The following is a 24,378-nucleotide window of genomic DNA, read 5'->3' on the forward strand; positions in this document are numbered from 1 at the left end:
AGGTCACACAACCTTATTTATTCTTATTTATTCATACAGCCTACACTATAATGAAAAGAATTATAGCCTTTATGCTATTGCTTTGCATGGGTAAGCTATGCATGGCGCAAAACCATCAAACAGACAGCTTAACAATACCATCGGATACCACGGTGGAGGAGCTGGACGAAGTGATCATCTCCACCACCCGCAGCAGCCGTACTATACAGAACATTCCTACCCGCGTTGAATTTATAGGTGGCGAAGAGCTGGAAGAAAAAGGGAATATGAAACCGGGGGATATACGCATGATGCTCAATGAAAGCACCGGCATACAAACGCAGCAGGTATCCGCCACCTCTGCCAATTCAAGCATCCGCATCCAGGGGCTGGACGGGCGTTATACGCAAATGCTCACTGATGGTTTTCCATTGTACGGAGGATTTGCCGGCGGCCTGGGCCTGCTGCAAACAGCTCCTTTAAACCTGAAGCAGGTAGAAGTAATTAAAGGCGCATCCTCCACCCTATACGGTGGGGGCGCCATTGCGGGTTTGGTAAACCTGATCTCCAAAGTACCAACAGAAGAAAGGGAATTGCGGTTCTTAATAAATGGCACCTCTGCCGGCGGCCTGGATCTAAGCGGCTTTTATGGTCAGAAGTTTAAAAAGGCAGGAGTAACCCTCTTTGCGTCCCGTAACAGCAGTAAGCCCTATGACCCTTCCAGCACAGGTTTTACCGCTATTCCAAAGACCATGCGTTATGTATTTAATCCCAGGCTGTTCCTTTATTTCAGTTCACGGACAAAAATGAACCTTGGAGTAAATACCACCTTTGAAGACCGCACGGGCGGAGACATTCAGTATATTAAGGGAAGGGGCGACAGCACCCACCGCTATTTTGAAAAGAATAAGAGCAGCCGGTTCTCCACTCAGTTCTTACTGGAACATCAGCTCAGCGAAAAAAGCAGCCTGGCGGTAAAAAATTCCATTAGTCATTTCAATAGGACCATCACCATCCCTGATTATACATTTGATGGTAAACAATGGTCTACCTATTCAGAGATCACCTTTAATAATAACCGGGAGCGGTCAGACTGGGTGGGCGGTATTAATTTATATACAGATCATTTTAAAGAGCTTTCCAAAGACAGCTTTCCTAAAAGGAACTATGATCAGCAAACGATCGGCGGGTTTGTACAAAACACTTTCAGCGCTGCTGAGTGGCTGCAAATGGAAACCGGCCTGCGCTGCGATTATGTAACAGATTATGGATTTGTGTGGCTGCCGCGCATCTCTGCCCTCTTTAAAATATCACCACGGCTTAGTTCCCGGCTGGGTGGTGGGCTTGGTTATAAAACGCCCAGCATTTTTACGGAAGAAACAGAGCGCATACAGTTCCGGTCTGTACTGCCTGTTAACCCGGATATGAATAAGCTGGAAAGATCTTACGGTGCTAACTTTGATATAAACTACCGTACATCTTTGTTCAATAAGCTGAGCATAAGCATAAACCAGCTTTTCTTTTACACCCGTATTAACAACCCCTTAATACTGGAAAATGCAGCCGGCGGTTTGCAGCAGCTTAAAAATGCAGCCGGTTATGTGGATACCAAAGGATGGGAAACCAATTTAAAAGCAGGTTACGGAAACTTTAAGCTGTTTATCGGATACACCTTTACAGATGCCCGGCTGGTTGAAGGCGGCACTAAAAAAGAGAACCCCTTAACGGCACGGCACCGCCTGAATAATGTGCTGATGTATGAAATTGAGGATAGCTGGAAGATAGGGCTGGAAGCATACTATTACAGCAAACAAACCCTAAACGATGGCGCTACCGGGAAGGCTTACTGGACCTGTGGATTTATGGCCGAAAAGCTATGGGAACGATTTTCCCTGTTCGTGAATTGTGAGAACTTCACCGATACACGGCAAACCCGGTTTGACAGCATTTATACCGGCACACGCACCCACCCTGTATTCAGGGATATTTATGCACCCCTGGACGGATTTGTGGTGAATGGCGGGCTAAAATTAAAACTGTAACTCCATTACCGGGAGCCTGGCAACGGCGCTTACTATCTTTTTTATGAGTAAGCCCTGCCGCCAGGCTCCTTCTGTTTTTTGTATATTTATAATAGCCGCCTTACAGCTACATACTCTAATTATCATTCCACGGTTCTCTATGAAAAGCATATTTCTTGCGGGATTGCTGTTACCAGTATCCTTAGCCTTTAGCCAGCATAAGATCGGGACCCCGGATGTGGTCAGCTACAGCAAAAACACCTACAACGCCGGTACCGCCAACTGGAGCATTGCGCAGGACAGCAACGGCCTGGTATACTTTGCCAATATAGAAGGGCTGCTGAGCTTTGACGGCAGCTACTGGAAAACCTATCCCCTGCCGGATGGCTCCATGGCGCGCTGCGTAGCCATTGGCCGCGATCATAAAATATACACCGGCACACAGAACGGGTTCGGTTACTTCAGCCCTGGTAAGAACGGGCGGCTTAGCTTTACCTCACTGGTGCCATTGGTGCCTGCATCCCTTCGCAGCTTTTCAGATATCTGGAACATTGCCGTGTATAAGAACGAGGTGCTGTTCCGCTCCCGCACCGCTATTTTCCGCCTCCATAATAATAGCATCACCGTATATCCCGCTGCTTCCGGATGGCTGTACATGGGGCAGGCCAATGGGCAGCTGATAGCGCAGGATGTAAAAAAAGGGCTGCTTACCCTGGCCGGAAATACCTGGATACCGCTGATTAAAGAGCACACCTTACCGCAGGGTTTTGCCGTCACTGCTGTTACCCAGCTGGGTAAAGACAGCAGTGTAGTGGCCACGCTTAAACACGGGTTATACATACTGGCCCATAACCAGCTTACCCCATTCCCTTCCGGGAATATGCGCACCTTTATTAATGACCGCATTCTCAGCTGCTCAGCGGTAAATAAAGACTGGCTGGCCATAGGCACACAGCTCAGCGGCTGTTATATTATTAACCGGCAGGGGGAGATCATTGAGCATTTTTCACGCCGCGACGGGCTGGAAAACAATTGCGTGCTGGCTGTGCTGCTGGATAAAGACCATAACCTGTGGTTAGGGCTGGATAACGGCATCAGCTTTATGGCCTATAACAATGCCATTAAACATATTTACCCCGAAAAGCTGAACGAAGGCGCGGGTTACTCCGCCATTATTTTTAAGCAGCATTTATATATAGGCACTTCTAACGGACTATACACCGCTCCCATAGCCAGCCCTATGCAGGACCTGAGCTTTGCCAATGGTGATTTTACTCCGGTTACCGGTACCAGGGCTCCTGCCTGGGGACTGTTCACCGTAGCAGATCACCTGCTGATGGCTAATCATGAAGGGGCTTTTGAGATACAGGGTGGTACGGCTGCACCCATTAATACCAGCGCAGGTTACTGGAACTTTTTACCGGTGGCAGATACCGGCACTGTGCTGGCAGGCAATTATAACGGGCTGGATGTAATGCGCTATCAGCGTCATTCATTTACCTCACAGGGTAACCTGCCCAACCTGAATGCCGGGGCCCGTTACATGGTTGCTGAAGATGCGCATACCGTATGGATGGCGCACCCTTACCGCGGTGTGTTCCGTATTGCTTTACAGCCAAATGGTAATGCAGTGGTGCAAAAATTTACGGAGCAGGATGGTTTGCCGCCTTTAACCATGAATTACCTGTTTAAAATAAAAGGACATATTGTTGTTACCAGCGGGCAGGGTATTTATGCGTACAATGCCGCTACTAAACGTTTTGCACCGGATCCTTATTTCCGGCAGCTGTTTGGAACAAAGCCCATCCGCTACCTGAAAGAAGATGCAGATGGCAACATCTGGTTTATAGCAGCCAAGAACCTGGGCGTGGCAGACTTTTCAGGCCCGCAGCCCAGGATCATCTACTTCCCGGAGCTGAACGGTAAAATGGTGAGCAACTTTGAGCATGTGTACCCCTACAACAAATACAATATACTGGCAGGGGCGGAAAAGGGCTTTTACCATATTAATTTTGAGCAGTATAAGAAAAGCAATCACCAGTTGAACATACAGCTGCGATCCGTGAACGCGGGCGGGCAAACAGACAGCCTGCTGTTTGGCGGTTACTACCCCGAAGGCCGGCAGCCCGCGCCCAGGATAGCCTATCACTTTAACTCCTTTCACTTTGAATACTCCTCTCCCTTTTATGTGAACCAGAATAGCGTGGAGTACAGCTATTACCTGCAGGGGTTTGATAAAGGCTGGTCGGCCTGGTCGCGGAAAACAGAGAAAGATTATACCAACCTGCCTGCGGGCACTTACACTTTTGCAGTAAAGGCCCAAAATAACCTGGGCAATGCATCTAACGTTAGCCATTACACGTTTACCATACTGCCGCCCTGGTACCGCACTACCTGGGCCTATGCGCTGTATGCGCTGCTTTTTGCAGGCAGCCTGTTCCTGGCCTGTGTGTGGCTGCGTAAACTGTTCATTCAGCAGCGCAAAAAACATGAGGCCGAACAACAGCGCCTGTTATACCTGCACCAGCTGGAGCTGGAAAAATCAGAGAAAGAGATCGTAAAGCTGCGGAATGAAAAACTGGAGCTGGAGCTTGAATACAAGAACTCTGAAATAGCATCCGCTGCCATGCACCTGGTGCAAAAAGGAGAGCTGCTGGCCACTATTAAAGATGAAATGCTGCGCCTGAAAAAGAATTTTCACGATGAAAAGGCGGTGAAAGATTTTAAGAAGATTTTCCAGACCCTGAGTGCAGAAACCCGGGTAGACCAGGACTGGGAAAATTTTGCTATCCACTTCGACAAGATCCATGCGGATTTTCTGGGAGTGCTGAAAGCGAAATATCCCCATCTGAGCCCTGCAGAGCTAAAGCTGTGCGCATACCTGCGCATGAACCTGAGCAGTAAGGAAATAGCGCAGCTTTCCAGCATATCCGTACGGGGCGTAGAGCTGGCCCGTTACCGGTTAAGAAGAAAGCTGCAGCTGCCTACGGAAACCACCCTGTTTGATTTCCTGTTACAGTTCTCCTCCGCTAAAATGGAGCAGTAGCTGTTTTATACCAGGTTCTTTTTAATGTAAGAGATGCTTTTGCTAATGCTGGCAAACGGATCGCCGGGGCATTTATCCTGCTCCACAAAAAAGTATTTTAAACCGGATGCCTGTGCGTGCTGGAATATATTCTTGAAGTTGATGGTGCCGTTGCCTACTTCGGTGAACATATGTTGCGGCGTATTATCCATATCCTTTACATGCCACAGCGGAAAACGGCCTTTGTGCTCATTGATGAGGTTCACCGGATCCAGGCCGGCTTTGGTAACCCAGTAAATATCCATTTCCATTTTTACCAGGTTAGCATCTGTGTTCTTTAACAACAGGTCGTACGGGTATTGGCCATCCTGCTGCTGAAATTCAAAGTCGTGGTTGTGGTAGCAGAACTGTATGCCTGCTTTTTTGCAGGTTTCGCCGGCCTTGTTAAAATGTTCCGCCAGCTGTTTGTAGTGGTCCAGGTTGCCGCGCTCCTCCGGCGCCAGGAAAGCGCATACCATGTATTTAATGCCTACGGCTGCCGCATCATCTACTGCTTTGCTCCATTCATGTAACATGGTGCCCTGCACATCGGCGCCTTTCATTTGCTGCTCGCCCAAACGGTAATGGCTGCTGGGCATAATAAGCCCCTGCTGTTTTAACAGGGCGGCAAAGGCTTTGGCATCCATACCATAAAATTGCTGGGTGCCGGTGTAAGTGGCGCCTTCCACTGAGTTGAAACCCAGCTTGGCTACCCGCTGTAAGGTACCTGCGGGATCTTTTTGCATGGCATCGCGCACAGTGTACAGCTGTAACCCTATATATTGGGATGGCACGGAAAATAACGCGGAAGGCCGTACGAGTAAGCCGGCCGAAGCTAATGTGGTAGCTTTGATAAATGATCTTCTTGAAGTCATTGGAAAGAATTTCTGCTTTTAAAACGGGTAAACGTGATTTGCTCTATAGATGGGCTGAAGATAGAAATAAAAGTTTTATAAGCAGATAGTTGGGGACTACATCATTACTACATCATGGTAAAAAAAGGGGGGAATGACAGCTTCACTCCCCCATCCGGTTTTAGTGGGCGGTTTTTTAAATATTACTCCGGCTCTTCCGGCGATGCTACAATGAATACATTGGCTTCGGATATCGCTAGTCTTTTCACAACACCCAATACTTCCGTGTAAAAGGTGAATGCTTCCGGCGGGATGTTTACCGGGATGTTTGTGAGCGATGATATTTTCACAACGGCGGTGTTTAATCCTGCTGAACAGGTTTTTCCACAAAGTCTTTAAGCTGGGTACCAATGATCTGTGTCCAGCCTTTGAGGAAGCTTTCTCTTGCAAAGTCTTTTCCGGCAGGTAAGGTTTCCAGGCCTGCATGGGTAAGCTTTAAACGCGTTTTATCTCCTTCGGGGAACAGCTCCATGGTCACAAAAGATTCGCCGGGGTAGCCCTCGTACCCCCAGCTGTAGGTGAGCTTTTTGCCTACTATCACCTCTGTTACTTTACAGTGGTGTATATACGTTTTTTCCTTACTGCCGCCTGAGAAGGTAAATTCAAAGCCCGGCTCCGCCTTAAAATCTTCCAGGTCAAAATACCAGTGTTTCATTTGCTTGTTGTCGGTAATGGCTTTCCATACCCGGTCTATGGGCGCGTTAAAGGTGCGCTCCAGCATAAGTGGTTCATGTTGCATGAGTATGAGTTTTTGTGGGTTCGCGTAACCAATTGGTTGCAATATATAAGAAACCGTTTGGTTACGCAAATTTATTTTAGTTGGCAGTCTGCAGTGGGCAGTGGGCAGTCTGCGGAGATGGCCGCGAAGGGCGCACGGTCCGTAGTGGGCAGTGGGCAGTCTGCGGAGATGACCGCGAAGGGGCGCACAGTCTACAGTGGGCAGGAAGGCCGCTGTTCATTGCCAGAACCATGCCTTCCCTGGCGCTCTGGAACCATGATCCCACACTGCTTACTGCAAGTGGCATATTACCGCAACGCCCTACCCATCCCCGGACTGCCAACTGCCCACTGCTAACTGCCAACTACTAACAGCTTGCTACTAACTGCTTATCTTTGCACGATGGATTATTTCAAAAAGCTGCAGGAACTGCTGAAAATTGAACAGGAAGAAGACCGCGCCTCTTATCAACAGCTTACTGCAACCGCCTCTTTAAACGTACGCCGGGCCAATGGCCTTACCTGGTACCCCATTGCTATTAAAGATACTGAGCTGGGCCGGGGCGATTATTTAACCGTAGAAGTAGAACGCACCACCCACCAGGACCTTAGCCACCAGTTCCGCCCGGGCGTGTCTGCCGTATTATTCTCCAACCACGATGCCAAAAAAGACCGCGTAGAAGGTACTATTTCCTGGCAGGGCGGTAACCGTATGAAGATAGCCTTACGTACGGATGAGCTGCCGGAATGGAGCCGCGACGGAAAGCTGGGCATTGACCTGCTTTTTGATGATAACAGCTATGATGAAATGCAGAACGCCCTAAAGCTGGCGGCCACGCTCAGCGAAAAGAACGAAGAAGGGCGTTTGATAAAAATACTCACGGGCCAGCAAAAGCCCACTTTTAATACAGAGCTGCCGGCTTTTACCAGCCCTAAACTCAATGCCTCCCAGCAGGTAGCCGTTAACAAAATACTGGCGGCCAACGACCTTGCCATTGTGCACGGACCTCCCGGTACCGGTAAAACCACTACACTTATACAAGCCATTAAAGCCCTTATTAAACAGGAGCATAAACAAATACTGGTAGTGGCGCCCAGCAATGCCGCGGTAGACCTGCTGAGCGAACGCCTGTTTGAAGAAGGCGTAAATGTATTACGCATTGGTAACCCCGCACGGGTTTCTGAAAGACTGCTGTCCCTGACGCTGGAAAACAAAATGGCGGAACACAGCAGCAACAAGGAGATCAAACGCCTGAAAAAACAGGCCAATGAGTTCCGGGATATGGCGCATAAATACAAGCGCAACTTTGGCAAATCAGAGCGCGAGCAGCGTAAAGCCCTGTTTGATGAAGCCCGCAATATTATGAAGCAGGTGGATAAAACAGAGGAATATATTATTGAAGATGTGCTTAACAAAGCACAGGTAATTACCGCTACGCTGGTAGGCGCCAACAACTACGCCATCCGCCATCTGAAATACCATACCGTAGTGATAGATGAAGCAGGGCAGGCACTGGAACCGGCCTGCTGGATCCCTATTTTAAAAGCACAGAAAGTAATACTGGCCGGCGACCATTGCCAGCTGCCGCCTACCATCAAATCCAACGAGGCCGCCCGCAAAGGATTAAACAACACCCTGCTGGAAAAATGCGTAACCCTGCACCCGGAAGCGGTAGTGCTGCTGGAAGAGCAGTACCGCATGCACGAGCTGATCATGGGTTACTCGTCTAACATCTTTTACCAGGACCAGCTAAAAGCGCATGCTTCTGTAGCGCAGCACTTACTGTTCACGGAAGATACGCCGCTTTCTTTTGTAGATACCGCCGGCTGCGGGTTTGATGAAAAACAGGATGGCACCAGCACCACCAACCCGGAGGAGGCCGCCTTTCTGTTCCGGCACTTAACACAGCTGGCCACCGCGCTGGGCGCGCATTACCAGGCAGCTAACTTTCCTACAATTGCAGTCATTTCACCCTACAAACAACAGGTACAGCTGCTGCAGGAATTGTTACAACACGCACCGGTATTACAAAACCACCGCAATAAAATATCTGTAAATACTATAGACAGCTTCCAGGGGCAGGAGCGCGATATTGTGTACATCAGCATGACGCGCAGCAATACGGATAATAAGATCGGTTTCCTTTCCGACATACGCCGTATGAACGTGGCTATGACCCGCGCCCGCAAAAAGCTGGTGGTGATCGGTGACAGCGGCACCCTTTCACAGCTGCCTTTTTATGCCGACTTTATTACTTATGCAACGGACCGCAATTCGTATCAAAGCGCATGGGAGTTTGCAGAATAAAGTCCTGCTAACCGGCGCTGATGCCTGCAGTGGCCAGCTGCTGCTGCACACGGGCGGCGTGTGCTAACAGATCTTTATCTGTAATGCAGGCATCAATATCCAGCACTTTACTGATCATTCTTTCTTTGTATACGGATTCAAAATGACGGTACTGTAATTTAAACTGCCATTCCGTAGCCAGGTGCTCAAACACCCACTGATCTTTTGTGGGTAGCGCAGCCTGCTCCACTACCAGGTAAGCGGTATGCGGCAGCTGCTGCAGGTGCTGCAGGATGGCTTCATTATAATTGATCCATATTTTCAAAAAGTGCTCCCCGTATTTTTCACAAAGCGTTGTTTTATGCTGCCTGCGTTTGGTAAGGTTCCACCACCAGCTAGAGATACTTTTTTGCTGCTTGTGCGCTGCCACATCTTCCTCATACAGGCGCGTGATCAGTGAGCTTACTACGCGCTGGTATCTTCTCCATATCACTAAATACCGGGCCTGTGGTAACAGCCGCCGGTAAAGGTCCAGGAATAAGCAGGTGCGCGGGTCTTTCCAGCCCCATTGCAGCTGCGCATTGTTCTTATGCTGTAATAATGTCCGCAGCTGCAGCACCTGGCGCACAGGCAGATCTTTAATGGTATGATGTATATAACCACTATCCGGCAGCTGCTGCGTGTGGAGGGAGCTGCGGTGAAAGTTAAAGAAGTCCAGATCTTCAAAATGCCCGTCCTCATTGCCAATGGCAGGACCCACCAAATGCGCGCCTACGTGCAATCCGCAGGCATGCAGCCATTGTGTGATAAGCGATGTCCCTGACCGGTGCATACCGGTAATTACCAAAACATTGTTCTCCATATTTTAACAACTTAATTTACATGCGCGCATAATGCCGGGCAGTAAGCTGCACCGCGCTTTTTATAAGTCCCCAAAGTTCATTTACGCAGGCATCTACATTTTTAAGATGGGTGTGTAAGTGCAGATCCGGTGCAACAGGCGTTTCAAACGGATCATTAATACCGGTTAAATTATGCAGCTTATCCGGGTGGCCGTCAGGCAACAGCGCCCGTTTATACAGCCCCTTGGTATCACGCTTCAGCAAAGCTTCTATAGCGCAATCCACAAATACGGTGCGTACCTGTTTGTACTTAGTGGCCAGCTCTTTGCGCAGCATTTCATAGGGATTAATGGCGCTGATAATGCATATTACCCCATGTGCCGATAATTTACTGGCTACAAAGCCCAGGCGGCGAATGTTCTCGCAACGGTCTTCTTTTGAAAAACCCAGATCTTTACATAATGCTTTCCGGTAATCATCACCATCAATAATTTCCACGGGTATACCGTGGGCCGCAGCTTTGCGCTGCACATGTGTTGCAATGGTAGTTTTTCCCGCTCCCGACAGTCCGCATAATTGTATTATCATAGCATGCTTGTTTACAGGCTGATAGTACGACAGTTGGCAGATATGATTAAATGGTCTTATTCTGAGTGAAAGTAAATTACAACCAGGGGTTGTAAAAAAAAGAAAAGATAGATGAATCTTGGAATTGTGTCTATGTATAACGCGCTCAGCCTTTATTAAGTCTATTAAGTCGTTAGTTGGCAGTTAGCAGTCCCCGACATGAAGGTAACGTTTGCCCCTGTTGCATTATTGCCCGCTGTTCCGGGGATTTCCTCCCCAATATTATTCCCCCTTTAGCGCTTATTTTCCTGGAAAATTTCCTTGTTCGCTTTTGTACAATTTATTGCCGCCTTATTGCCGGTACTTTGTAGTATCATCTAACAATAATTATACCTGCTATGAACAAACTATTATACGTGATTATGGTATTACTTTTTTCTGCACCCGCTCTGGGGCAGGATAAAACAGCGGCTGCCGCCATTGCCGCCAGTAATGCCATTTACTTTTCTGCCTTTGAAAAAGGGGATTCCAGTATTTTCATTGACCGTTATGCCCCGGATGCCTGCATACTGGCGCCGGATATGCAGCCCATGTGCGGGCCAGCCGGAGTACTGGCCTTTTTTCAAAAGGGGTATTATGAATACGGTTTACGCAACGGTAAATTCATTACCAAAGAGATCTACGGCAGCGGGGATTATGTAACGGAGTACGGCCTTTATGAATCCAGGGATGCAAAGGGCAACCTGATGGGCACCGGCAAATACCTGGTGTTGTGGAAGAAAACGGATAAGGGCTGGAAGATGTTCCGGGATTCGTTTAGCAGCGATCATTGATCACGCAAAAACGGGGCTGAAAAAAATGTAACATCATAAACCGGCGAAGGGAGGTTCATAGAGACCATTGAAAAGACTTTATGAACGAGATAAACCGGCGAAGGGAGGTTCATAGAGACCATTGAAAAGACTTTATGAACGAGATAAACCAACGAAGGAGGTTCATAGAGACCATTGAAAAGACTTTATGAACGAGATAAATGTAAAAGGGAATGCAGCGAAGTCTCGCCAGGACTTAATCGCTGTATTCCCCTTTTACATTTATAATTTGAAATTTTACATTCTTTACAAACAGCTATCGCGCAGCAGCTTCATATACGCTGTACCTTTTTCGCGGGCAAAGTGAATATTGTTTTCCGGTATGCCGGCTGGTGAATGCGGGTAAAATTCCAGCGCTTTGCGGATGCTCTCCTCCCGTAACAGGTGTAACATAGGATAAACAGAACGGTTGGTGTAATTTGCCGCATCATTAAACGTGCTGCCTGCAAAGCGGTACAGCGGGTGAAAGCTGGCTAGCTGGTAAATACCCTCATATCCATTTGATTGCAGCTGTTTTTCTGCATAGGTCACAAACCGCAGGTATTCATCGAATTTCGGGAATGCGGTGGGAAAAATAAGTAAGGTAGTACCGATATCAGCATCCTGATCCAGGCGCTCACATTCTTTTAGCAGCGCTACACGGCCGGCGCTCCAGCCTGTGGCCGTTTCTACCTGGTAATGAATGCTGTGCTGCTCCATGGCCCGGGCAGCAAACGGGCAAAAATTACAGCCAATTACGAGTACTTTGATCCATTGTTCTGTTTGTGCAATTACCTCCAGGTTTTCATCCATATACCGGTGAAGGTACCATTTAAAAAAGATGCGGAACAAAAAAGCCGCCTTGCTGCTTACAACAAGGCGGCTTTATAGATATTATAATTCGTAATTCTATTTAATCGCTTTAAAAAACCTGCTCCACCTCGGCCCTTCCTTACCATAGCTCAGCCAGGTGATCCAGGCCTTCCCTACGATATGATCTTCCGGTACAAAGCCCCAGTAGCGGCTGTCCAGGGAGTTGTGGCGGTTATCGCCCATCATCCAGTAATAATTCATTTTAAAGGTGTAGGTATCTGCAGGCTGGTTGTTAATGTAATATTTACCATCCCTTTCTTCCAGCCGGTTGCCTTCATACACGGTAATAATGCGCCGGTATAGCTCAATGGTGCTGCGGTTCACCGCCACCGTTTGCCCCTGCTGCGGAATTACCAGCGGGCCAAAATTGTCCTGGTTCCAGTGATAGTAAGCAGTATCATGAGGGAATACGGATGCATCTTCATTCCGGTTCTTATCAACATCCGCCTGAATACTTTTTACTGCCCGGAAAGTTTGCAGCGTAGCTACATCGCCCCGGGTAAGATTATACTGGTACTTGCCGGCAGTATCGCCCGGTACAGCAGGGTCTATCAGGCCCAGGTCGTCCATGCGGCTGGCATTCAGCTCTTCGCCATCGGTTTGCACCCAGTAAGGTCTTTCACTCTCCGGGGCTATGAGCGCCTGCTGATGGTTTACATATACAATACCGTTTATGATCTGCAAAGTATCGCCGGCAGTGGCCAGGCAGCGTTTAATAATATTCTCCCTTTTATCAACAGGCCTTGCCAGTATGTGGTAGCGTTTCCAAACCTCGTCATGCCCCAGCCTTCGCACCAGGTCATAATAATTACGGGACTCCTCTACTTCCAGGGCCACGGTATCTCCTTCCGGTAAGTTAAATACTACAATGTCGTTCTTCTTAATATGCGTAAAACCCGGCAGGCGGCGGTATTTCCATTCTACGGCCGTGCTGTAGGAAGGAGTATATTTTGTAAACGGCATTTTGTTATGCACCAGGGGTATGGCCAGCGGTGTCATAGGAATGCGGGGGCCGTAGCTTATTTTGCTCACGAACAGGTAATCATTTACCAGCAGCGTTCTCTCCATGGAGCCGGAGGGAATGCAATACGCTTCAAAAATAAACGTACGGATCACCGTAGCCGCTATAATGGCAAATATGCCTGCATCCAGCCACTCCCGTAATTTTGATTTCTTCGGTTTTTCCGGGGTCGGACGCTTTTTCCAGGCAGGGAATTTCATGATGCATTGTTTTAGTGAAATTAAAATAACAAATGCCACTGAAACCCTACCGCAGAATGTTACCAGCGGTAAAACACGGCAATTTTACCGCGCTAAGCCAGGCAGCTATAACAGCGACGGCGCTACCCCGTATGTTTTCTTAAATGCAAATGAAAAGTGTGAGAGGTTTTCAAAGCCTACATCCAGGTACACCTCAGATGGTTTACGGCCTTTTTCTTTAAGCAGATAATAGGCTTCCGATAAACGTTTTTGTGTGAGCCACTGCCCCGGCGGCGCTTTAAAGATCTTTTCAAAATCCCTTTTAAAACCGGCCACGCTCCTGCCGGTAAGGCGGGCAAAGCGGCTTACCGGTACATTGAACATATAGTTCTGCAGCATAAAAGCTTCCAGGTCTATTTTATGTGGCTCATTAAAGTCAAACAACAGCTCCTTCAGCTGGTAATTGTGCTGTAACAGCAGCTCAATGGCCTCTTTGGTTTTCAGGTCGGCAAGGGCTTTGCTAAAGTGCGCCGGCTGGCTGAAATAAGGCAGCAGGGAATTAAAATAACCTTCCAGGAAAGCATCTTTGGGTAATGACACTAAGGAATCGCCGGTATAGGGACCGCTGGCAGTAATATTATTTTCTGCGCTGTACCGCCGCAAAAGATCCTGCGGTAAAAATATGCTGATGGAGCGGAACATCCCTCCCGGCGGCGGTACCTTTACCGATTTTACCAGCTGGTTGCGCCGCGCCAGTCCCATAGCGCCTTCTGCAAGAATGCGGATATCCGGCGTGTACAGGTGGCTTTCACCTGCCATCATAAAACCAAGCGTATGCTCCGGTACAAACTGCTCATTGCCCCGCTTTTTTTCATACTCACAGGAGTATAATAGATTATTGAGAATAAGATCACTGGGCATGTTGGTGCTCATGGCTGTATGGTTTTACCGGGTAGCCGGTTTTAATTTGTACTGGCTTAGTAAGATACTATCCAGCATTTTGTCAGAAAACATTTTCCGCATAAAAAGTATAACACCTGCCATATAACCACCAGCATACCTGGTTTTAGGCTTTTTAGCTTCAATGGCCTGCCGGATCAGCTTTGCGATCACCATGGGATCAGCGGCTTTATTTTCCGCATCAGCAGCCAGTTTCATGAACCCATCCACCAAAGGCCGGTACACTGTGCCACCGGATACTTTTTTCAGGTGATCTACCGCAATGCCGCCCCATTCTGATTGTACGCCGCCCGGCTCTATTACCACCACATCAATCCCAAACTGTTTTACCTCATTACGCATGCTATCGCTCAGCGCTTCCAGCGCAAACTTGCTGGCATGATACCAGCCGCCTAAAGGCATGGCAAATTTACCACCAATGGAAGATATATTGATGATCCTGCCCTGGCGTTGCTGCCGCATATAGGGCAATACCAGCTGCGCCAGGCGGATGGCGCCAAAAACATTTACTTCCAGCTGGTAGCGGGCATCGCTCATGGCTACATCCTCTATTGCGCCATAGGAGCCAAAACCGGCGTTATTAACCAGTACATCAATTTTACCCTGTGCGTTAATAATATACTGCACCCCATTCACCATGCTGGTTTCGTCCGTTACATCCATTTGAATGGGGATCACGCCTGCTGCGCGCAGGTCGTCCATTTTTTCTGTTCTGCGGGCAGCGGCATATACGATATATCCTTCCTGTGCCAGCACCCGGGCCGTTACCTTACCCATTCCGGAGGAAGCGCCTGTAATAAATACTACTTTTTTCATGAGCTGTTATGTTTGATGATGTTACAAAGGTAGAGCGGCCGGCAGGATGCGGTTTTGCTGTATAGCTCAAATAACTTTGTTTAATGGCTCAGGGAAATGGGATATTACTTTTGTTTCCTTACTTTTGGCGGCTAATACAATACGACCAATGGCTACTACTAAGATCACTGTTAACAGTAACGGCTCTCTGAAAATTGAGGGCGATTTTGAAATTGTGGATAAGAATGGCAATGTTTATGATTTAGGCGGACGCGAAGCAGTGTCTATATGCCGCTGCGGGCTTTCCAAGAACAAGCCTTTCTGCGATGCTTCCCACAAAGGCCACTTTGAGCATGAAGCAATTGCTTTTGCATTGCCGCCTAAAAAAACCACCTGATATTATTAAACGTTAAAAGCATGCAGCGCTGGTGCTGCATGCTTTTTTATTCCCACTCTTCGTGGTACACAAACTTCGGCATCTGCCACTCATACCGGATGGCCAGCAGGCGTAGTATTAATCCTATTACAGCCGCTATTACCGTAGCCCATTGCGCACTGCTTCCCAGCGCTTCCATACCTAAATATACACCACCGGTAACAATGGCTACACTGGCATATACCTCCTTGCGGAATAATAAGGGAATATCATTACATAACACATCGCGCAATACGCCGCCTGCGCAACCGGTGATCATACCGCTTAATAAAATAATGATAACGGGCAAATGCATTTCCTCCGCCAGCTGGCAGCCAATAATAGTGAATACTACCAGGCCCAGCGCATCCAGGTACAGGAATAACATTTTTAACCGGCGCATGAAAGATGCGATCAGCGCAGCAAACAGCGCAGCGCCTGCAGTGATCAGCAGGTACTCAGGATGGCTTACCCAGGTCATAGGGTAATGACCTAATAAGATATTACGGATGGTTCCGCCACCCAGGGCTGTTACCCAGGCAATCATACACACACCTACCCAATCCATATTACGACGGCCTGCCGATAAAGCGGCAGTCATTGCCTCTGCAGTAATAGCAATAATGTAAAGTATGTGCAACATAGTATCTGGGTTTTATGGTAAAATAAATTTCATACAAACAAGCCATACAAAGTGTTTCGTATGTATGGCGCACTATGTACAATTTCGCTTAAACTGTGGAATATATGACCATTCCGGTAGGATAAGAGCTTTAAAAAATTTAAATTTATATCATGAAATTCCACAGCAAAATTACTCAGGTCCTTGTTACCTTAATAGTATGCTTGTTATGTCATACCGGAGCCACTGCCCGGATCACCCCTCCCAAATTTAAAGTGATCGCTTTTTATACCGGCAAAGAAGACCTTGCGCACATCAGCTTTGTACATGAAGCCAATCAATGGTTTCCGGCCATGGCTAAAAAATATCACTTCACTTACGATTCAACCAGCAACTGGGATAATTTAAATGACGCCTTTCTTTCAAACTACCAGGTAGTAGTATTCCTGGATACACGGCCGGATAAACCGGAGCAAAGAAACGCCTTTCAAAAATATATGGAGAACGGTGGCGGCTGGATGGGCTTTCACTTCTCCGCATTTGCATTAACACCTTCCGCCTATCCGCAGAACTGGGACTGGTATCACAACACCTTCTTAGGTTCCGGCGCATATGGCAGCAATACCTGGCGGCCTACTTCCGCTTTTCTGAAAGTGGAAGATAAGGAACATCCTGCAACAAGACACTTGGGTAAACTCATTAAAGCATCGCCCAATGAGTGGTACCGCTGGGAAAATGATCTGCGTAAGAACCCCGATATAAAAATATTGTTGTCCATTGATTCTACCAGCTTTCCGCTGGGCACCGGCCCCAAACAATATGAAATATGGCATAGCGGGTACTACCCCGTAGTATGGACCAATCAACGTTATAAAATGTTGTACCTGAATATGGGCCATAATGATATGGACTATGAAGGCAAAACCAACAGGACATTATCTTACACGTTCGGCAATAAACAACAGGATCAGCTGATCATTGATGCGTTGTTATGGCTGGGGAGCGGAAACCATAAAAAAAGTTAACTGATGGAAGTATTACAGACATTGTATCACGAGTTAATTTCCTTTCTGGGGATAGGACAGCTGCTGGAAATGTACAAAACCGGTGATTACAAGGCCCTGCTTACGTTTAATGGCGTGCTTACGGCCGTTTCACCCGTGATACCTTTTTTATTGTTGTTAGAAATAGGCCGTGCCCTGGTATATAAACGGTTTAAGGTAGAGGACTATAAAATGCCCTTCTTTATTTTTGTGCTGAACCGTTTTATAGGCCGCTTTATTTCCATTGCAGCCATTGCATTCTGTATTGGGCTGTTTGAAAAACTGGCGCTGTTCCATACCACGTTTACCTGGTACTGGTTAATATACGGATATATTGTATGGGAGTTCTCCCATTTTATTTATCATTACCTGGGGCATAAGGTCAGGATCTTCTGGTGCCTGCACTCCACACACCATGCGCCGCAGAACATGAACCTGTTTGTAAGCCATGCGCACTTTTTCCTGGAAGGTCCTTATGCAGATGTGATCCGTACCACCATTTGTATACTGGCCGGCGTGAACCCGCCGCTGCTGTTCTTTATTATGTTTATTGATGGTTTCTGGGGCGCATTCATACATGTGGGAGAAAACCTGCTGCCGGATGGCCGCCTGGGCTTTTTGAATAAGATCATTCTTACCCCTTCCGCCCACCGCGTACACCATGCACGCAACCCGCTGTATATGGATACCAATTTCTGCAACCTGCTCAACATATGGGATAAAGTGTTCGGTACTTTCCAGTATGAGAAAAAAGAAGTAGCAATTGAATACGGCATTACCCGGCAATTAAATCCTAACAATCTGCTGGATGTATATTTCGGGGAATTTTATTACCTGTGGAAAGACATCCGGAAAGCACCCGGCATTAAAAATAAGTTCCTCTACATTATTATGCCGCCGGGCTGGAGCCATACCGGCGATCATAAAACCGCCAACATTGTTAAAGCTGCTTACCAGCAGGAGGAACAGCAAAAGGCACAACAGCAGGCCGCTGAGCAAACAGCTGTGCTGCCGCTGGAAACCAGCCAGGCCGTTTAGTTTAATTAATAATTAAGAATGAATAATTAATAATAAAGAGGGCGATACTTCAATTGGAGTGTCGCCCTCTTTATTATGCTGGTTGCAGAAAATGCATTTCACCGAAATACGATCCCTGCGATTATTAATTATTAATTATTCTTTCTTAATTAAAAAGGCCTGATCATTGCTATGAAATTTATAAAGGAGCAGTACTATGAACAGGCCCATCACCATTACCTTAGAAGGGGTACAGTATATGATAGATATTGATATGGAACGGCAATCATCCAATATCATATACCATGTTAAACCACCCCAGCATCTTACTACAGATATACCGGCGAGCTTCGACATTGTGCAAAAAGAAGACGGGGACATGCCCTGTTACGACCAACAGCAGGCATTAACGGAAAAAGGAAAGCAGATCATGGATGTGATCTGTAAACAGCTGCAGCAGCTGCCACCGCAATTTAAAGGTGGCAAGAATCAAAAGATTGGAGAACAGGGCTAGCTGTAACGGTCATTACGCCAGGGATACGCAGTATTGGAATAGCCTCTTTCTTCCCAGAACCCTAAACGGTTACCGGCTAAAAATTCAATCCGGCTGATCCATTTGGAACCTTTCCAGGCATATAATTGCGGTGTTATCATCCGCACAGGGCCGCCGTGTTCTTTAGGCAAAGGCTGCCCCTCAAAAGTGTGCACCAGCAGCACATCCGGTTTCAGCGCTTCTTCCAGCGCCACATTGGTAGTATACTCATCGTACCCGTAACACATTAAATGGGTGGCAGTATCTTTAGGCTGCGCCAGGGCAGCAAGGTCCATCAGGCGCACGCCTTTCCATTGCATATCCAGTTTTGACCAGGTAGTTACACAGTGAAAGTCGGAAGTATCAACAGTTTGTGGCAGGGCCATAAAATCATCCCAGGTTAATACCAGCGGGTTTTCTACTTCTCCATCCACTATCAGCCGCCATTTATCTAATGGTATGGAAGGTTGAATGCCCAGGTCCAGCACCGGCCATTTTTTAGTAATGACCTGCCCCACAGGCACTACCGGCATGCCGTGCCGGTTAAGGTTTCCCTTACCCATTGGCCGGTCGTCGGCCACAGAAGGGGTGGCTTTCATTTTTTCCTCAAAGCGGGCTTTGAGCTTCATGCGGGCTTCTACTACCCTTTGTAATTTTTCCGGCTCTTCCATAAGTTGAAGTTAATATTTTCCTGGCATCTGCCTATACCCTTCTGTTTTAATAATTTACAGGCACCATAATTGATGAAAGGACAAATGCAAACCAGCATATTGTACTATGAGTAGACCAACTTACCCGGGCCACCCATACCCATTGGGCGCCACCTGGGATGGTGAAGGTGTGAACTTTGCCATATATTCAGAAAATGCCAGCAAAGTAGACTTATGCCTGTTTGATGAGCCCAAAGGCGCCGCCGAAAAGGAATGTGTAAGACTTACAGAACGCTCCAACCATGTATGGCATATTTACCTGCCCGGCGTTCAGCCAGGGCAGCTGTATGGCTATCGCATGGAAGGCCCTTATGAGCCGCAGCAGGGCCACCGCTTTAATCCGAACAAGCTCTTAATAGATCCATACGCAAAAGCTATTGCCGGTACCATTGAGTGGCATGATTCCCTTTTTGGTTATGAAATGGGACATCCTGAGGAAGACCTGAGCTTTAGCGCCACGGACAGCTCCCCCTTTGTACCCAAAAGCGTGGTGGTAGATGTGGCTTTTGACTGGGAGAGCGATAAACCTCCTAAAACGCCTTATCATCAAAGCGTGATCTATGAAACGCATGTAAAGGGCTTCACCAAGCTGCATCCTGACATACCGGAAAATGAGCGGGGCACCTATAAAGGCATGGCCCATCCCGCTGTCATTCAATATTTGAAGGAGCTGGGCATTACTGCCATTGAGCTGATGCCCGTGCATCACTTTGTTACAGACCGCCACCTGGCCGATAAAGGATTAACCAATTACTGGGGTTATAATACGATCGGTTTTTTTGCGCCGGATGTACGCTACTCCGCTTCCGGCATTTGCGGCGAGCAGGTACGCGAGTTTAAGGAAATGGTAAAGGCCCTGCACAAGGCAGGGATAGAAGTGATACTGGATGTGGTGTACAACCATACCGCAGAAGGTAATCACCTGGGTCCCACCCTCTCTTTCCGTGGTATTTCCAATGCAGACTACTACCGGTTAACAGAAGACAAACGTTATTACATGGATTATACGGGCACAGGCAATACCCTGAACGCCCGCCTCCCCAGCGTATTACGGCTTATTATGGACAGCCTGCGTTACTGGGTGCTGGATATGCATGTAGATGGTTTCCGCTTTGACCTGGCTGCCACCTTAGCGCGTGAGCTGCATGAAGTAGACCGGCTGAGCGCCTTCTTTGATATCATTCACCAGGATCCCGTGATATCCCAGGTAAAGCTGATAGCAGAGCCCTGGGATGTGGGCGAAGGCGGTTACCAGGTAGGCAAGTTCCCTGCAGGATGGGCTGAGTGGAATGGCAAGTACCGCGACAGCATACGTGACTACTGGCGTGGCGCAGACAGCACGCTGGCGGAATTTGCATCCCGCTTAACCGGCAGCGCAGACCTGTATAAAGAAGAATACCGCCGTCCAACAGCCAGCATCAATTTTATTACAGCACATGATGGCTTTACGCTGCACGACCTGGTATCCTATAACGATAAGCACAATGAGGCCAACGGAGAAAATAACCAGGATGGCGAAAGCCATAACCGCAGCTGGAACTGTGGCGCAGAAGGCTACACAGAAGATCCGCTGATCAATGGTTTACGGGAACGGCAAAAACGCAACCTGCTTACCACCCTGTTCCTTTCACAGGGTGTGCCTATGATAGTGGCGGGCGATGAAGCCGGCCGCACGCAGCAAGGTAACAACAACGCCTATTGCCAGGATAATGAGATCAGCTGGCTGCACTGGGATCAGCTGGATCAAAGCCTGCTGAACTATACCAAAAAGCTGATCCACCTGCGGCTTAAGCATCCGGCATTTTGCCGCCGGCGCTGGTTCCGTGGCCAGCCGGTAGAAGGTTCCGGCGTAGAAGATATTGGCTGGTTCTTACCGGAAGGCGCCGAAATGTCGGACGAGCACTGGGATACTGATTTTGCACGCTCCCTGGCGGTATACCTGAATGGGCGTGGCCTGCGCACCATTGGCCCCAAAGGAGAAAAGATAGTGGATGATAGCTTTTACATTATGCTGAATGCGCATCATGAACCCCTCTCATTTACGCTGCCAGCTGCATCCTACGGCGCTGAATGGCATATACTGCTGGATACCGGGCAGCCGGAAAAAGAGGAAGGTAAACAGGTATTTAAAGCCCAGAGCACTATGGAGATAGGCGGCCGTTCTATTGTAGTATTAATGCATGAAGAAAAACAGGCCAAAGAAAAAGCAAAACAACAGTAAATAGTGTGAATGTTTAATATAAAACAAGGGCCGGACAATTGTCCGGCCTTGTTTGCTTTATAATGGGTGCTGTGTTAAACTGATTCGCTTACCAGGAACGCTACGGGAAATTTTTCCAGCATGGCGGTGGGTAGCTGCCCGTTGGGCGTAGTTACTTCTTCCTGTGTAAATATATGTTTCCATTTCAGGGGTGCGCCTTCCGGTAAGGTCAGCGTTAAGGGTTCTTCTTCGCGGCCTGCATGGGTAGCGGCTATCAGCGGCGCTATTACCAGGCACCATTTATCCTGCTCTTTGCGGGCGTATGCAATTACGGAATGATCGTCGCGGTTATACACCGGCAGGTATTCCCCTTTTGAAAACAGGGAAGGGTGTGCACGCCTTGCCTGTAAAGCCTTCCAGGTAACATACAATTTTTCCATTCCTGCTGCACGGTGTGTATGCAAAAAGCTCAGTAAATTTTCCATACCGGCTTTTTCCTGCTGCTGCAGCTTAGCCAGCCATTGTTTACGCTGCGCATAATCTACCGGGCGGCGGTTATCCGGGTCAACAAAGCTCAGGTCCCACAGCTCGCAGCCCTGGTATATATCCGGTATGCCCGGTGCAGTGATCTTAATAAGTGTTTGCGTGAGCGAATAGATCTGCGCCTGCTGATTGATCTTCTCAAAGTAAGCGCCCATGCTATCTGTGAACGGATGGTCTGCTGCAAACAAATTTTCTATGAACCGTGTGCAGGCCTGTTCATATTCCTCATTTGGGGCCGACCAGTTGCTGTGCACCTTTGCTTCCCGTAATACTTTCGTGATGTAGGTAGTTAACCTTTCCTTAAATGCGGGCGTTACCACACCATCTGCCGGGAAGCCGGAAAGCACGGACTGGTAAATGAAGTATTCATCATTCATATCCGGCATAGCAGAAGCAGCGCCTTCCCCGCTGAAAGGTTTGTTCATGGTATGCCATTGCTGCACCTGTTGTATCCATTGGTTAGGATGTAAGGTGAGCGTGTTTAAACGGATACGTCCATCCTCTCCTCTTTTGGTATCGTGGGTAGCTGTAGCATTTAATGATAGCGGGTGGTAGCGCTGCCGGCTGCCTGCGTGTTCATGAAAACGGATCAGCGAGCATTTGCTGCCTTCCGGCGCATCGCCTACTTCGTTATGGGATATTAAGGCATTGTATACATAAAAGGTAGTGTCTTCCACGCCTTTGGCTGTGAGCGGGCCGGTAAACTGCATCATGCGTTGCAGGAACTTAATACCCTGCTCACTCTTTTTATCCAGCTGCCACCAGGAACGTATGAGCTCCAGTATTTTAGTAAGCTCCGGTTCACTGCGCAAAGCGCCGTCCATGGCATATTCCAGCAGGGAAAGGCTGCGGGTGCTCAGTGGCCATTGCTCCGGGTAAATGCGGTACACCGGCAGGTGTATCATCAGCAGGCCCAATGCTTTTTTCAATTGCTTTTCATTCACACGAATGTCGGCCAGGCCCAGGGTATAGCAATACCGCACCAGGTTATCCCACTCCCCTTCCATTTGCGTTTCCAGTATCAGCTGCTTTTTTTTGATCACCAGCTTATCATACTTAGCCAGGTCGGGGAACTGGCTGCGGTAGTTGCGTGCAATTTTTTCAAAGCCTTGCTGGTCGGTGAGCAGCTGGCTTACATCGCCCAGGAACTCATAGCCGGTGCTGCCCTGCAGCAGCCACTCCCGCGGCATGGTTTCATTACCGGCCAGTATTTTTTCTGCAATAATGTAACAGCGTGCGCCAAACAGCTCCCGCAGGCGGCGTATGTATTCACCTGGATTCCGCAGCCCGTCAATATGATCAATGCGCAGGCCCTGTATTAATCCCTGCTTATACATTTCATGCAAAAAGGTATGGTATTCATCAAAAACCTCCGGATCTTCCATGCGCAGGGCTATCAATCCATTCACCGTAAAAAAGCGGCGGTAGTTGATCCGCGTCTCTGCCTCCTGCCAAAAGGTGAACAGGTAGTATTGCTGATCCAGTAAAGCGGCCAGTAACGCTGCATCCTCATTCACCTGGTCTGTAAGCTGCTGCAGGCGTGTTTCATTTGCACGTGCAAACAACGATGCCTTTTGTTCCTCCCACTCTTTTACCGTGTGCGGTTTTTCAATACCTCTTTGTAAGGCCTGCAGCCATTCCTGCGTAGCAACATCTTCCTGCGGCAGCGCATTTAACAGCACTTCATATGCCGGCGCCGATAAAGGAAAAGCCAGCTCCCCGTACTGTACCTCCCAGCCTTGCGGTGAGAACAGGAGCTTTATTTCCCCCGCTTCCAGGCTGGCTGCTAACGGCTGTCCCAGGAAGGGCAGCATCAGTTTACCCGTTAACGTTGTATCCGGGTGCGCCCAGTCAATATCAAAATAATTATAGTAAGGTGAGTTAGGCCCCCTTTCCAGTACATCCATCAAACGGCTGTTGGCAGGGTGCAGGGCCATGTGGTTGGGTACAATGTCCTGGATCCAGTTCATACCCTTATCCTGCAGCTGCCGCTGTATGCTGTGCAGCTGATCAATAGTGCCAATGGCCGGGCTGATGGCATGCGGGTTGGTAACATCATAACCGTGCATGCTGCCGGGCGCCGCCTCAAAAATGGGCGATGCGTAAATGGTGGTAACACCCAGCTCATGTAAATAATCTATATGCTGCTCCAGGTCTTTAAACGTAAACTCACCGTTGAACTGTAAACGGTAAGTAGAGACTGGGGTAAATACATCATGCTTCATA

General features: G+C 48.2%; 21 protein-coding genes. 9 read left to right on the plus strand and 12 right to left on the minus strand.

Annotated features, from left to right (window positions below; genetic code table 11):
• Nucleotides 1–50 precede the first annotated feature (50 nt).
• A complete protein-coding gene (locus BMZ54_RS14370) occupies nucleotides 51–2,021 on the plus strand; it encodes a TonB-dependent receptor plug domain-containing protein (protein WP_089912685.1) in 1,971 nt (656 codons plus the stop codon).
• A 139-nt stretch (nucleotides 2,022–2,160) separates the two neighbouring features.
• Nucleotides 2,161–5,046, plus strand: coding sequence for a triple tyrosine motif-containing protein (locus BMZ54_RS14375; protein ID WP_162277544.1), 2,886 nt, complete (start codon nucleotides 2,161–2,163; stop codon nucleotides 5,044–5,046).
• Nucleotides 5,047–5,051: 5 nt separating this feature from the next.
• Here the strand turns inward: BMZ54_RS14375 and BMZ54_RS14380 are convergent, their stop codons facing one another.
• The 3 genes from BMZ54_RS14380 to BMZ54_RS14385 all read right to left on the minus strand — a co-directional run bounded on the left by BMZ54_RS14380 (nucleotide 5,052) and on the right by BMZ54_RS14385 (nucleotide 6,717).
• On the minus strand, nucleotides 5,052–5,939 hold the full coding sequence (locus tag BMZ54_RS14380) for a sugar phosphate isomerase/epimerase family protein (protein WP_089912691.1): 888 nt from the start codon (nucleotides 5,937–5,939) through the stop codon (nucleotides 5,052–5,054).
• Nucleotides 5,940–6,121: 182 nt separating this feature from the next.
• Nucleotides 6,122–6,268, minus strand: coding sequence for a hypothetical protein (locus tag BMZ54_RS32955; protein ID WP_156093018.1), 147 nt, complete (start codon nucleotides 6,266–6,268; stop codon nucleotides 6,122–6,124).
• 11 nt (nucleotides 6,269–6,279) lie between these two features.
• Complete coding sequence (locus tag BMZ54_RS14385; RefSeq protein WP_089912694.1) at nucleotides 6,280–6,717, minus strand: SRPBCC family protein; 438 nt, start codon at nucleotides 6,715–6,717, stop codon at nucleotides 6,280–6,282.
• Nucleotides 6,718–7,098: 381 nt separating this feature from the next.
• On the opposite strand from BMZ54_RS14385, the gene BMZ54_RS14390 reads away from it, so the two are divergent.
• Nucleotides 7,099–9,003, plus strand: coding sequence for an AAA domain-containing protein (locus tag BMZ54_RS14390; RefSeq protein WP_089912699.1), 1,905 nt, complete (start codon nucleotides 7,099–7,101; stop codon nucleotides 9,001–9,003).
• Nucleotides 9,004–9,010: 7 nt separating this feature from the next.
• Here BMZ54_RS14390 and BMZ54_RS14395 read toward each other — a convergent pair whose 3' ends face one another.
• Together BMZ54_RS14395 and cysC are read right to left on the minus strand one after the other, a co-directional pair.
• Complete coding sequence (locus BMZ54_RS14395; protein ID WP_089912702.1) at nucleotides 9,011–9,844, minus strand: sulfotransferase; 834 nt, start codon at nucleotides 9,842–9,844, stop codon at nucleotides 9,011–9,013.
• 16 nt (nucleotides 9,845–9,860) lie between these two features.
• On the minus strand, nucleotides 9,861–10,412 hold the full coding sequence (gene cysC / locus BMZ54_RS14400; RefSeq protein WP_089912705.1) for an adenylyl-sulfate kinase: 552 nt from the start codon (nucleotides 10,410–10,412) through the stop codon (nucleotides 9,861–9,863).
• Nucleotides 10,413–10,789: 377 nt separating this feature from the next.
• Between cysC and BMZ54_RS14405 the strand changes: the two genes are divergently transcribed.
• A complete protein-coding gene (locus BMZ54_RS14405) occupies nucleotides 10,790–11,224 on the plus strand; it encodes a YybH family protein (RefSeq protein WP_089912708.1) in 435 nt (144 codons plus the stop codon).
• A gap of 285 nt (nucleotides 11,225–11,509) precedes the next feature.
• On the opposite strand, the gene BMZ54_RS14410 is transcribed toward BMZ54_RS14405, so the two are convergent.
• From BMZ54_RS14410 to BMZ54_RS14425, 4 genes are all read right to left on the minus strand, one after another.
• Entirely contained in the window at nucleotides 11,510–12,055 is a 546-nt protein-coding gene (locus tag BMZ54_RS14410) for a DUF1415 domain-containing protein (RefSeq protein ID WP_089912712.1), read from the minus strand.
• 96 nt (nucleotides 12,056–12,151) lie between these two features.
• A complete protein-coding gene (lepB, locus tag BMZ54_RS14415; protein ID WP_089912715.1) occupies nucleotides 12,152–13,336 on the minus strand; it encodes a signal peptidase I in 1,185 nt (394 codons plus the stop codon).
• Nucleotides 13,337–13,441: 105 nt separating this feature from the next.
• Nucleotides 13,442–14,248 carry a helix-turn-helix domain-containing protein gene (locus BMZ54_RS14420; protein ID WP_238386582.1) on the minus strand — a complete coding sequence of 269 codons (807 nt, stop codon included), beginning with the start codon at nucleotides 14,246–14,248 and terminating at the stop codon, nucleotides 13,442–13,444.
• 12 nt (nucleotides 14,249–14,260) lie between these two features.
• Entirely contained in the window at nucleotides 14,261–15,091 is an 831-nt protein-coding gene (locus BMZ54_RS14425; protein WP_089912718.1) for an oxidoreductase, read from the minus strand.
• Nucleotides 15,092–15,239: 148 nt separating this feature from the next.
• On the opposite strand from BMZ54_RS14425, the gene BMZ54_RS14430 reads away from it, so the two are divergent.
• Nucleotides 15,240–15,467: a CDGSH iron-sulfur domain-containing protein gene (locus tag BMZ54_RS14430; protein ID WP_089912721.1), complete on the plus strand. Its 228-nt coding sequence runs from the start codon at nucleotides 15,240–15,242 to the stop codon at nucleotides 15,465–15,467.
• Nucleotides 15,468–15,513: 46 nt separating this feature from the next.
• On the opposite strand, the gene BMZ54_RS14435 is transcribed toward BMZ54_RS14430, so the two are convergent.
• Nucleotides 15,514–16,128 carry a trimeric intracellular cation channel family protein gene (locus BMZ54_RS14435; protein WP_089912722.1) on the minus strand — a complete coding sequence of 205 codons (615 nt, stop codon included), beginning with the start codon at nucleotides 16,126–16,128 and terminating at the stop codon, nucleotides 15,514–15,516.
• 152 nt (nucleotides 16,129–16,280) lie between these two features.
• On the opposite strand from BMZ54_RS14435, the gene BMZ54_RS14440 reads away from it, so the two are divergent.
• The 3 genes from BMZ54_RS14440 (at nucleotide 16,281) to BMZ54_RS14450 (ending at nucleotide 18,681) form a co-directional block, all read left to right on the plus strand.
• A complete protein-coding gene (locus tag BMZ54_RS14440) occupies nucleotides 16,281–17,132 on the plus strand; it encodes a ThuA domain-containing protein (protein ID WP_089912726.1) in 852 nt (283 codons plus the stop codon).
• 3 nt (nucleotides 17,133–17,135) lie between these two features.
• The gene (locus BMZ54_RS14445; RefSeq protein WP_089912728.1) at nucleotides 17,136–18,188 is read left to right on the plus strand and encodes a sterol desaturase family protein; all 1,053 of its coding nucleotides are present in this window, start codon (nucleotides 17,136–17,138) and stop codon (nucleotides 18,186–18,188) included.
• A 196-nt stretch (nucleotides 18,189–18,384) separates the two neighbouring features.
• Nucleotides 18,385–18,681, plus strand: coding sequence for a hypothetical protein (locus BMZ54_RS14450; RefSeq protein ID WP_089912731.1), 297 nt, complete (start codon nucleotides 18,385–18,387; stop codon nucleotides 18,679–18,681).
• Here the strand turns inward: BMZ54_RS14450 and BMZ54_RS14455 are convergent.
• Nucleotides 18,678–19,370 carry a sulfite oxidase-like oxidoreductase gene (locus BMZ54_RS14455; RefSeq protein ID WP_089912734.1) on the minus strand — a complete coding sequence of 231 codons (693 nt, stop codon included), beginning with the start codon at nucleotides 19,368–19,370 and terminating at the stop codon, nucleotides 18,678–18,680. The genes BMZ54_RS14450 and BMZ54_RS14455 overlap by 4 nt on opposite strands.
• 106 nt (nucleotides 19,371–19,476) lie before the next feature.
• Between BMZ54_RS14455 and glgX the strand changes: the two genes are divergently transcribed.
• Entirely contained in the window at nucleotides 19,477–21,630 is a 2,154-nt protein-coding gene (glgX, locus tag BMZ54_RS14460) for a glycogen debranching protein GlgX (RefSeq protein WP_089912737.1), read from the plus strand.
• A 74-nt stretch (nucleotides 21,631–21,704) separates the two neighbouring features.
• Here glgX and treY read toward each other — a convergent pair whose 3' ends face one another.
• Complete coding sequence (gene treY, locus BMZ54_RS14465) at nucleotides 21,705–24,377, minus strand: malto-oligosyltrehalose synthase (protein ID WP_089912741.1); 2,673 nt, start codon at nucleotides 24,375–24,377, stop codon at nucleotides 21,705–21,707.
• Nucleotide 24,378 lies beyond the last annotated feature (1 nt).

Source organism: Chitinophaga rupis, from assembly GCF_900109685.1.
Taxonomy (GTDB): domain Bacteria; phylum Bacteroidota; class Bacteroidia; order Chitinophagales; family Chitinophagaceae; genus Chitinophaga; species Chitinophaga rupis.

Coding starts and splice junctions, on each gene's coding strand:
- BMZ54_RS14370 (WP_089912685.1), top strand. CDS start 51: ATGAAAAGAATTATAGCCTTTATGCTATTGCTTTGCATGGGTAAGCTA.
- BMZ54_RS14375 (WP_162277544.1), top strand. CDS start 2,161: ATGAAAAGCATATTTCTTGCGGGATTGCTGTTACCAGTATCCTTAGCC.
- BMZ54_RS14380 (WP_089912691.1), bottom strand. CDS start 5,939: ATGACTTCAAGAAGATCATTTATCAAAGCTACCACATTAGCTTCGGCC.
- BMZ54_RS14385 (WP_089912694.1), bottom strand. CDS start 6,717: ATGCAACATGAACCACTTATGCTGGAGCGCACCTTTAACGCGCCCATA.
- BMZ54_RS14390 (WP_089912699.1), top strand. CDS start 7,099: ATGGATTATTTCAAAAAGCTGCAGGAACTGCTGAAAATTGAACAGGAA.
- BMZ54_RS14395 (WP_089912702.1), bottom strand. CDS start 9,844: ATGGAGAACAATGTTTTGGTAATTACCGGTATGCACCGGTCAGGGACA.
- cysC (WP_089912705.1), bottom strand. CDS start 10,412: ATGATAATACAATTATGCGGACTGTCGGGAGCGGGAAAAACTACCATT.
- BMZ54_RS14405 (WP_089912708.1), top strand. CDS start 10,790: ATGAACAAACTATTATACGTGATTATGGTATTACTTTTTTCTGCACCC.
- BMZ54_RS14410 (WP_089912712.1), bottom strand. CDS start 12,055: ATGGATGAAAACCTGGAGGTAATTGCACAAACAGAACAATGGATCAAA.
- lepB (WP_089912715.1), bottom strand. CDS start 13,336: ATGAAATTCCCTGCCTGGAAAAAGCGTCCGACCCCGGAAAAACCGAAG.
- BMZ54_RS14420 (WP_238386582.1), bottom strand. CDS start 14,248: ATGAGCACCAACATGCCCAGTGATCTTATTCTCAATAATCTATTATAC.
- BMZ54_RS14425 (WP_089912718.1), bottom strand. CDS start 15,091: ATGAAAAAAGTAGTATTTATTACAGGCGCTTCCTCCGGAATGGGTAAG.
- BMZ54_RS14430 (WP_089912721.1), top strand. CDS start 15,240: ATGGCTACTACTAAGATCACTGTTAACAGTAACGGCTCTCTGAAAATT.
- BMZ54_RS14435 (WP_089912722.1), bottom strand. CDS start 16,128: ATGTTGCACATACTTTACATTATTGCTATTACTGCAGAGGCAATGACT.
- BMZ54_RS14440 (WP_089912726.1), top strand. CDS start 16,281: ATGAAATTCCACAGCAAAATTACTCAGGTCCTTGTTACCTTAATAGTA.
- BMZ54_RS14445 (WP_089912728.1), top strand. CDS start 17,136: ATGGAAGTATTACAGACATTGTATCACGAGTTAATTTCCTTTCTGGGG.
- BMZ54_RS14450 (WP_089912731.1), top strand. CDS start 18,385: ATGAACAGGCCCATCACCATTACCTTAGAAGGGGTACAGTATATGATA.
- BMZ54_RS14455 (WP_089912734.1), bottom strand. CDS start 19,370: ATGGAAGAGCCGGAAAAATTACAAAGGGTAGTAGAAGCCCGCATGAAG.
- glgX (WP_089912737.1), top strand. CDS start 19,477: ATGAGTAGACCAACTTACCCGGGCCACCCATACCCATTGGGCGCCACC.
- treY (WP_089912741.1), bottom strand. CDS start 24,377: ATGAAGCATGATGTATTTACCCCAGTCTCTACTTACCGTTTACAGTTC.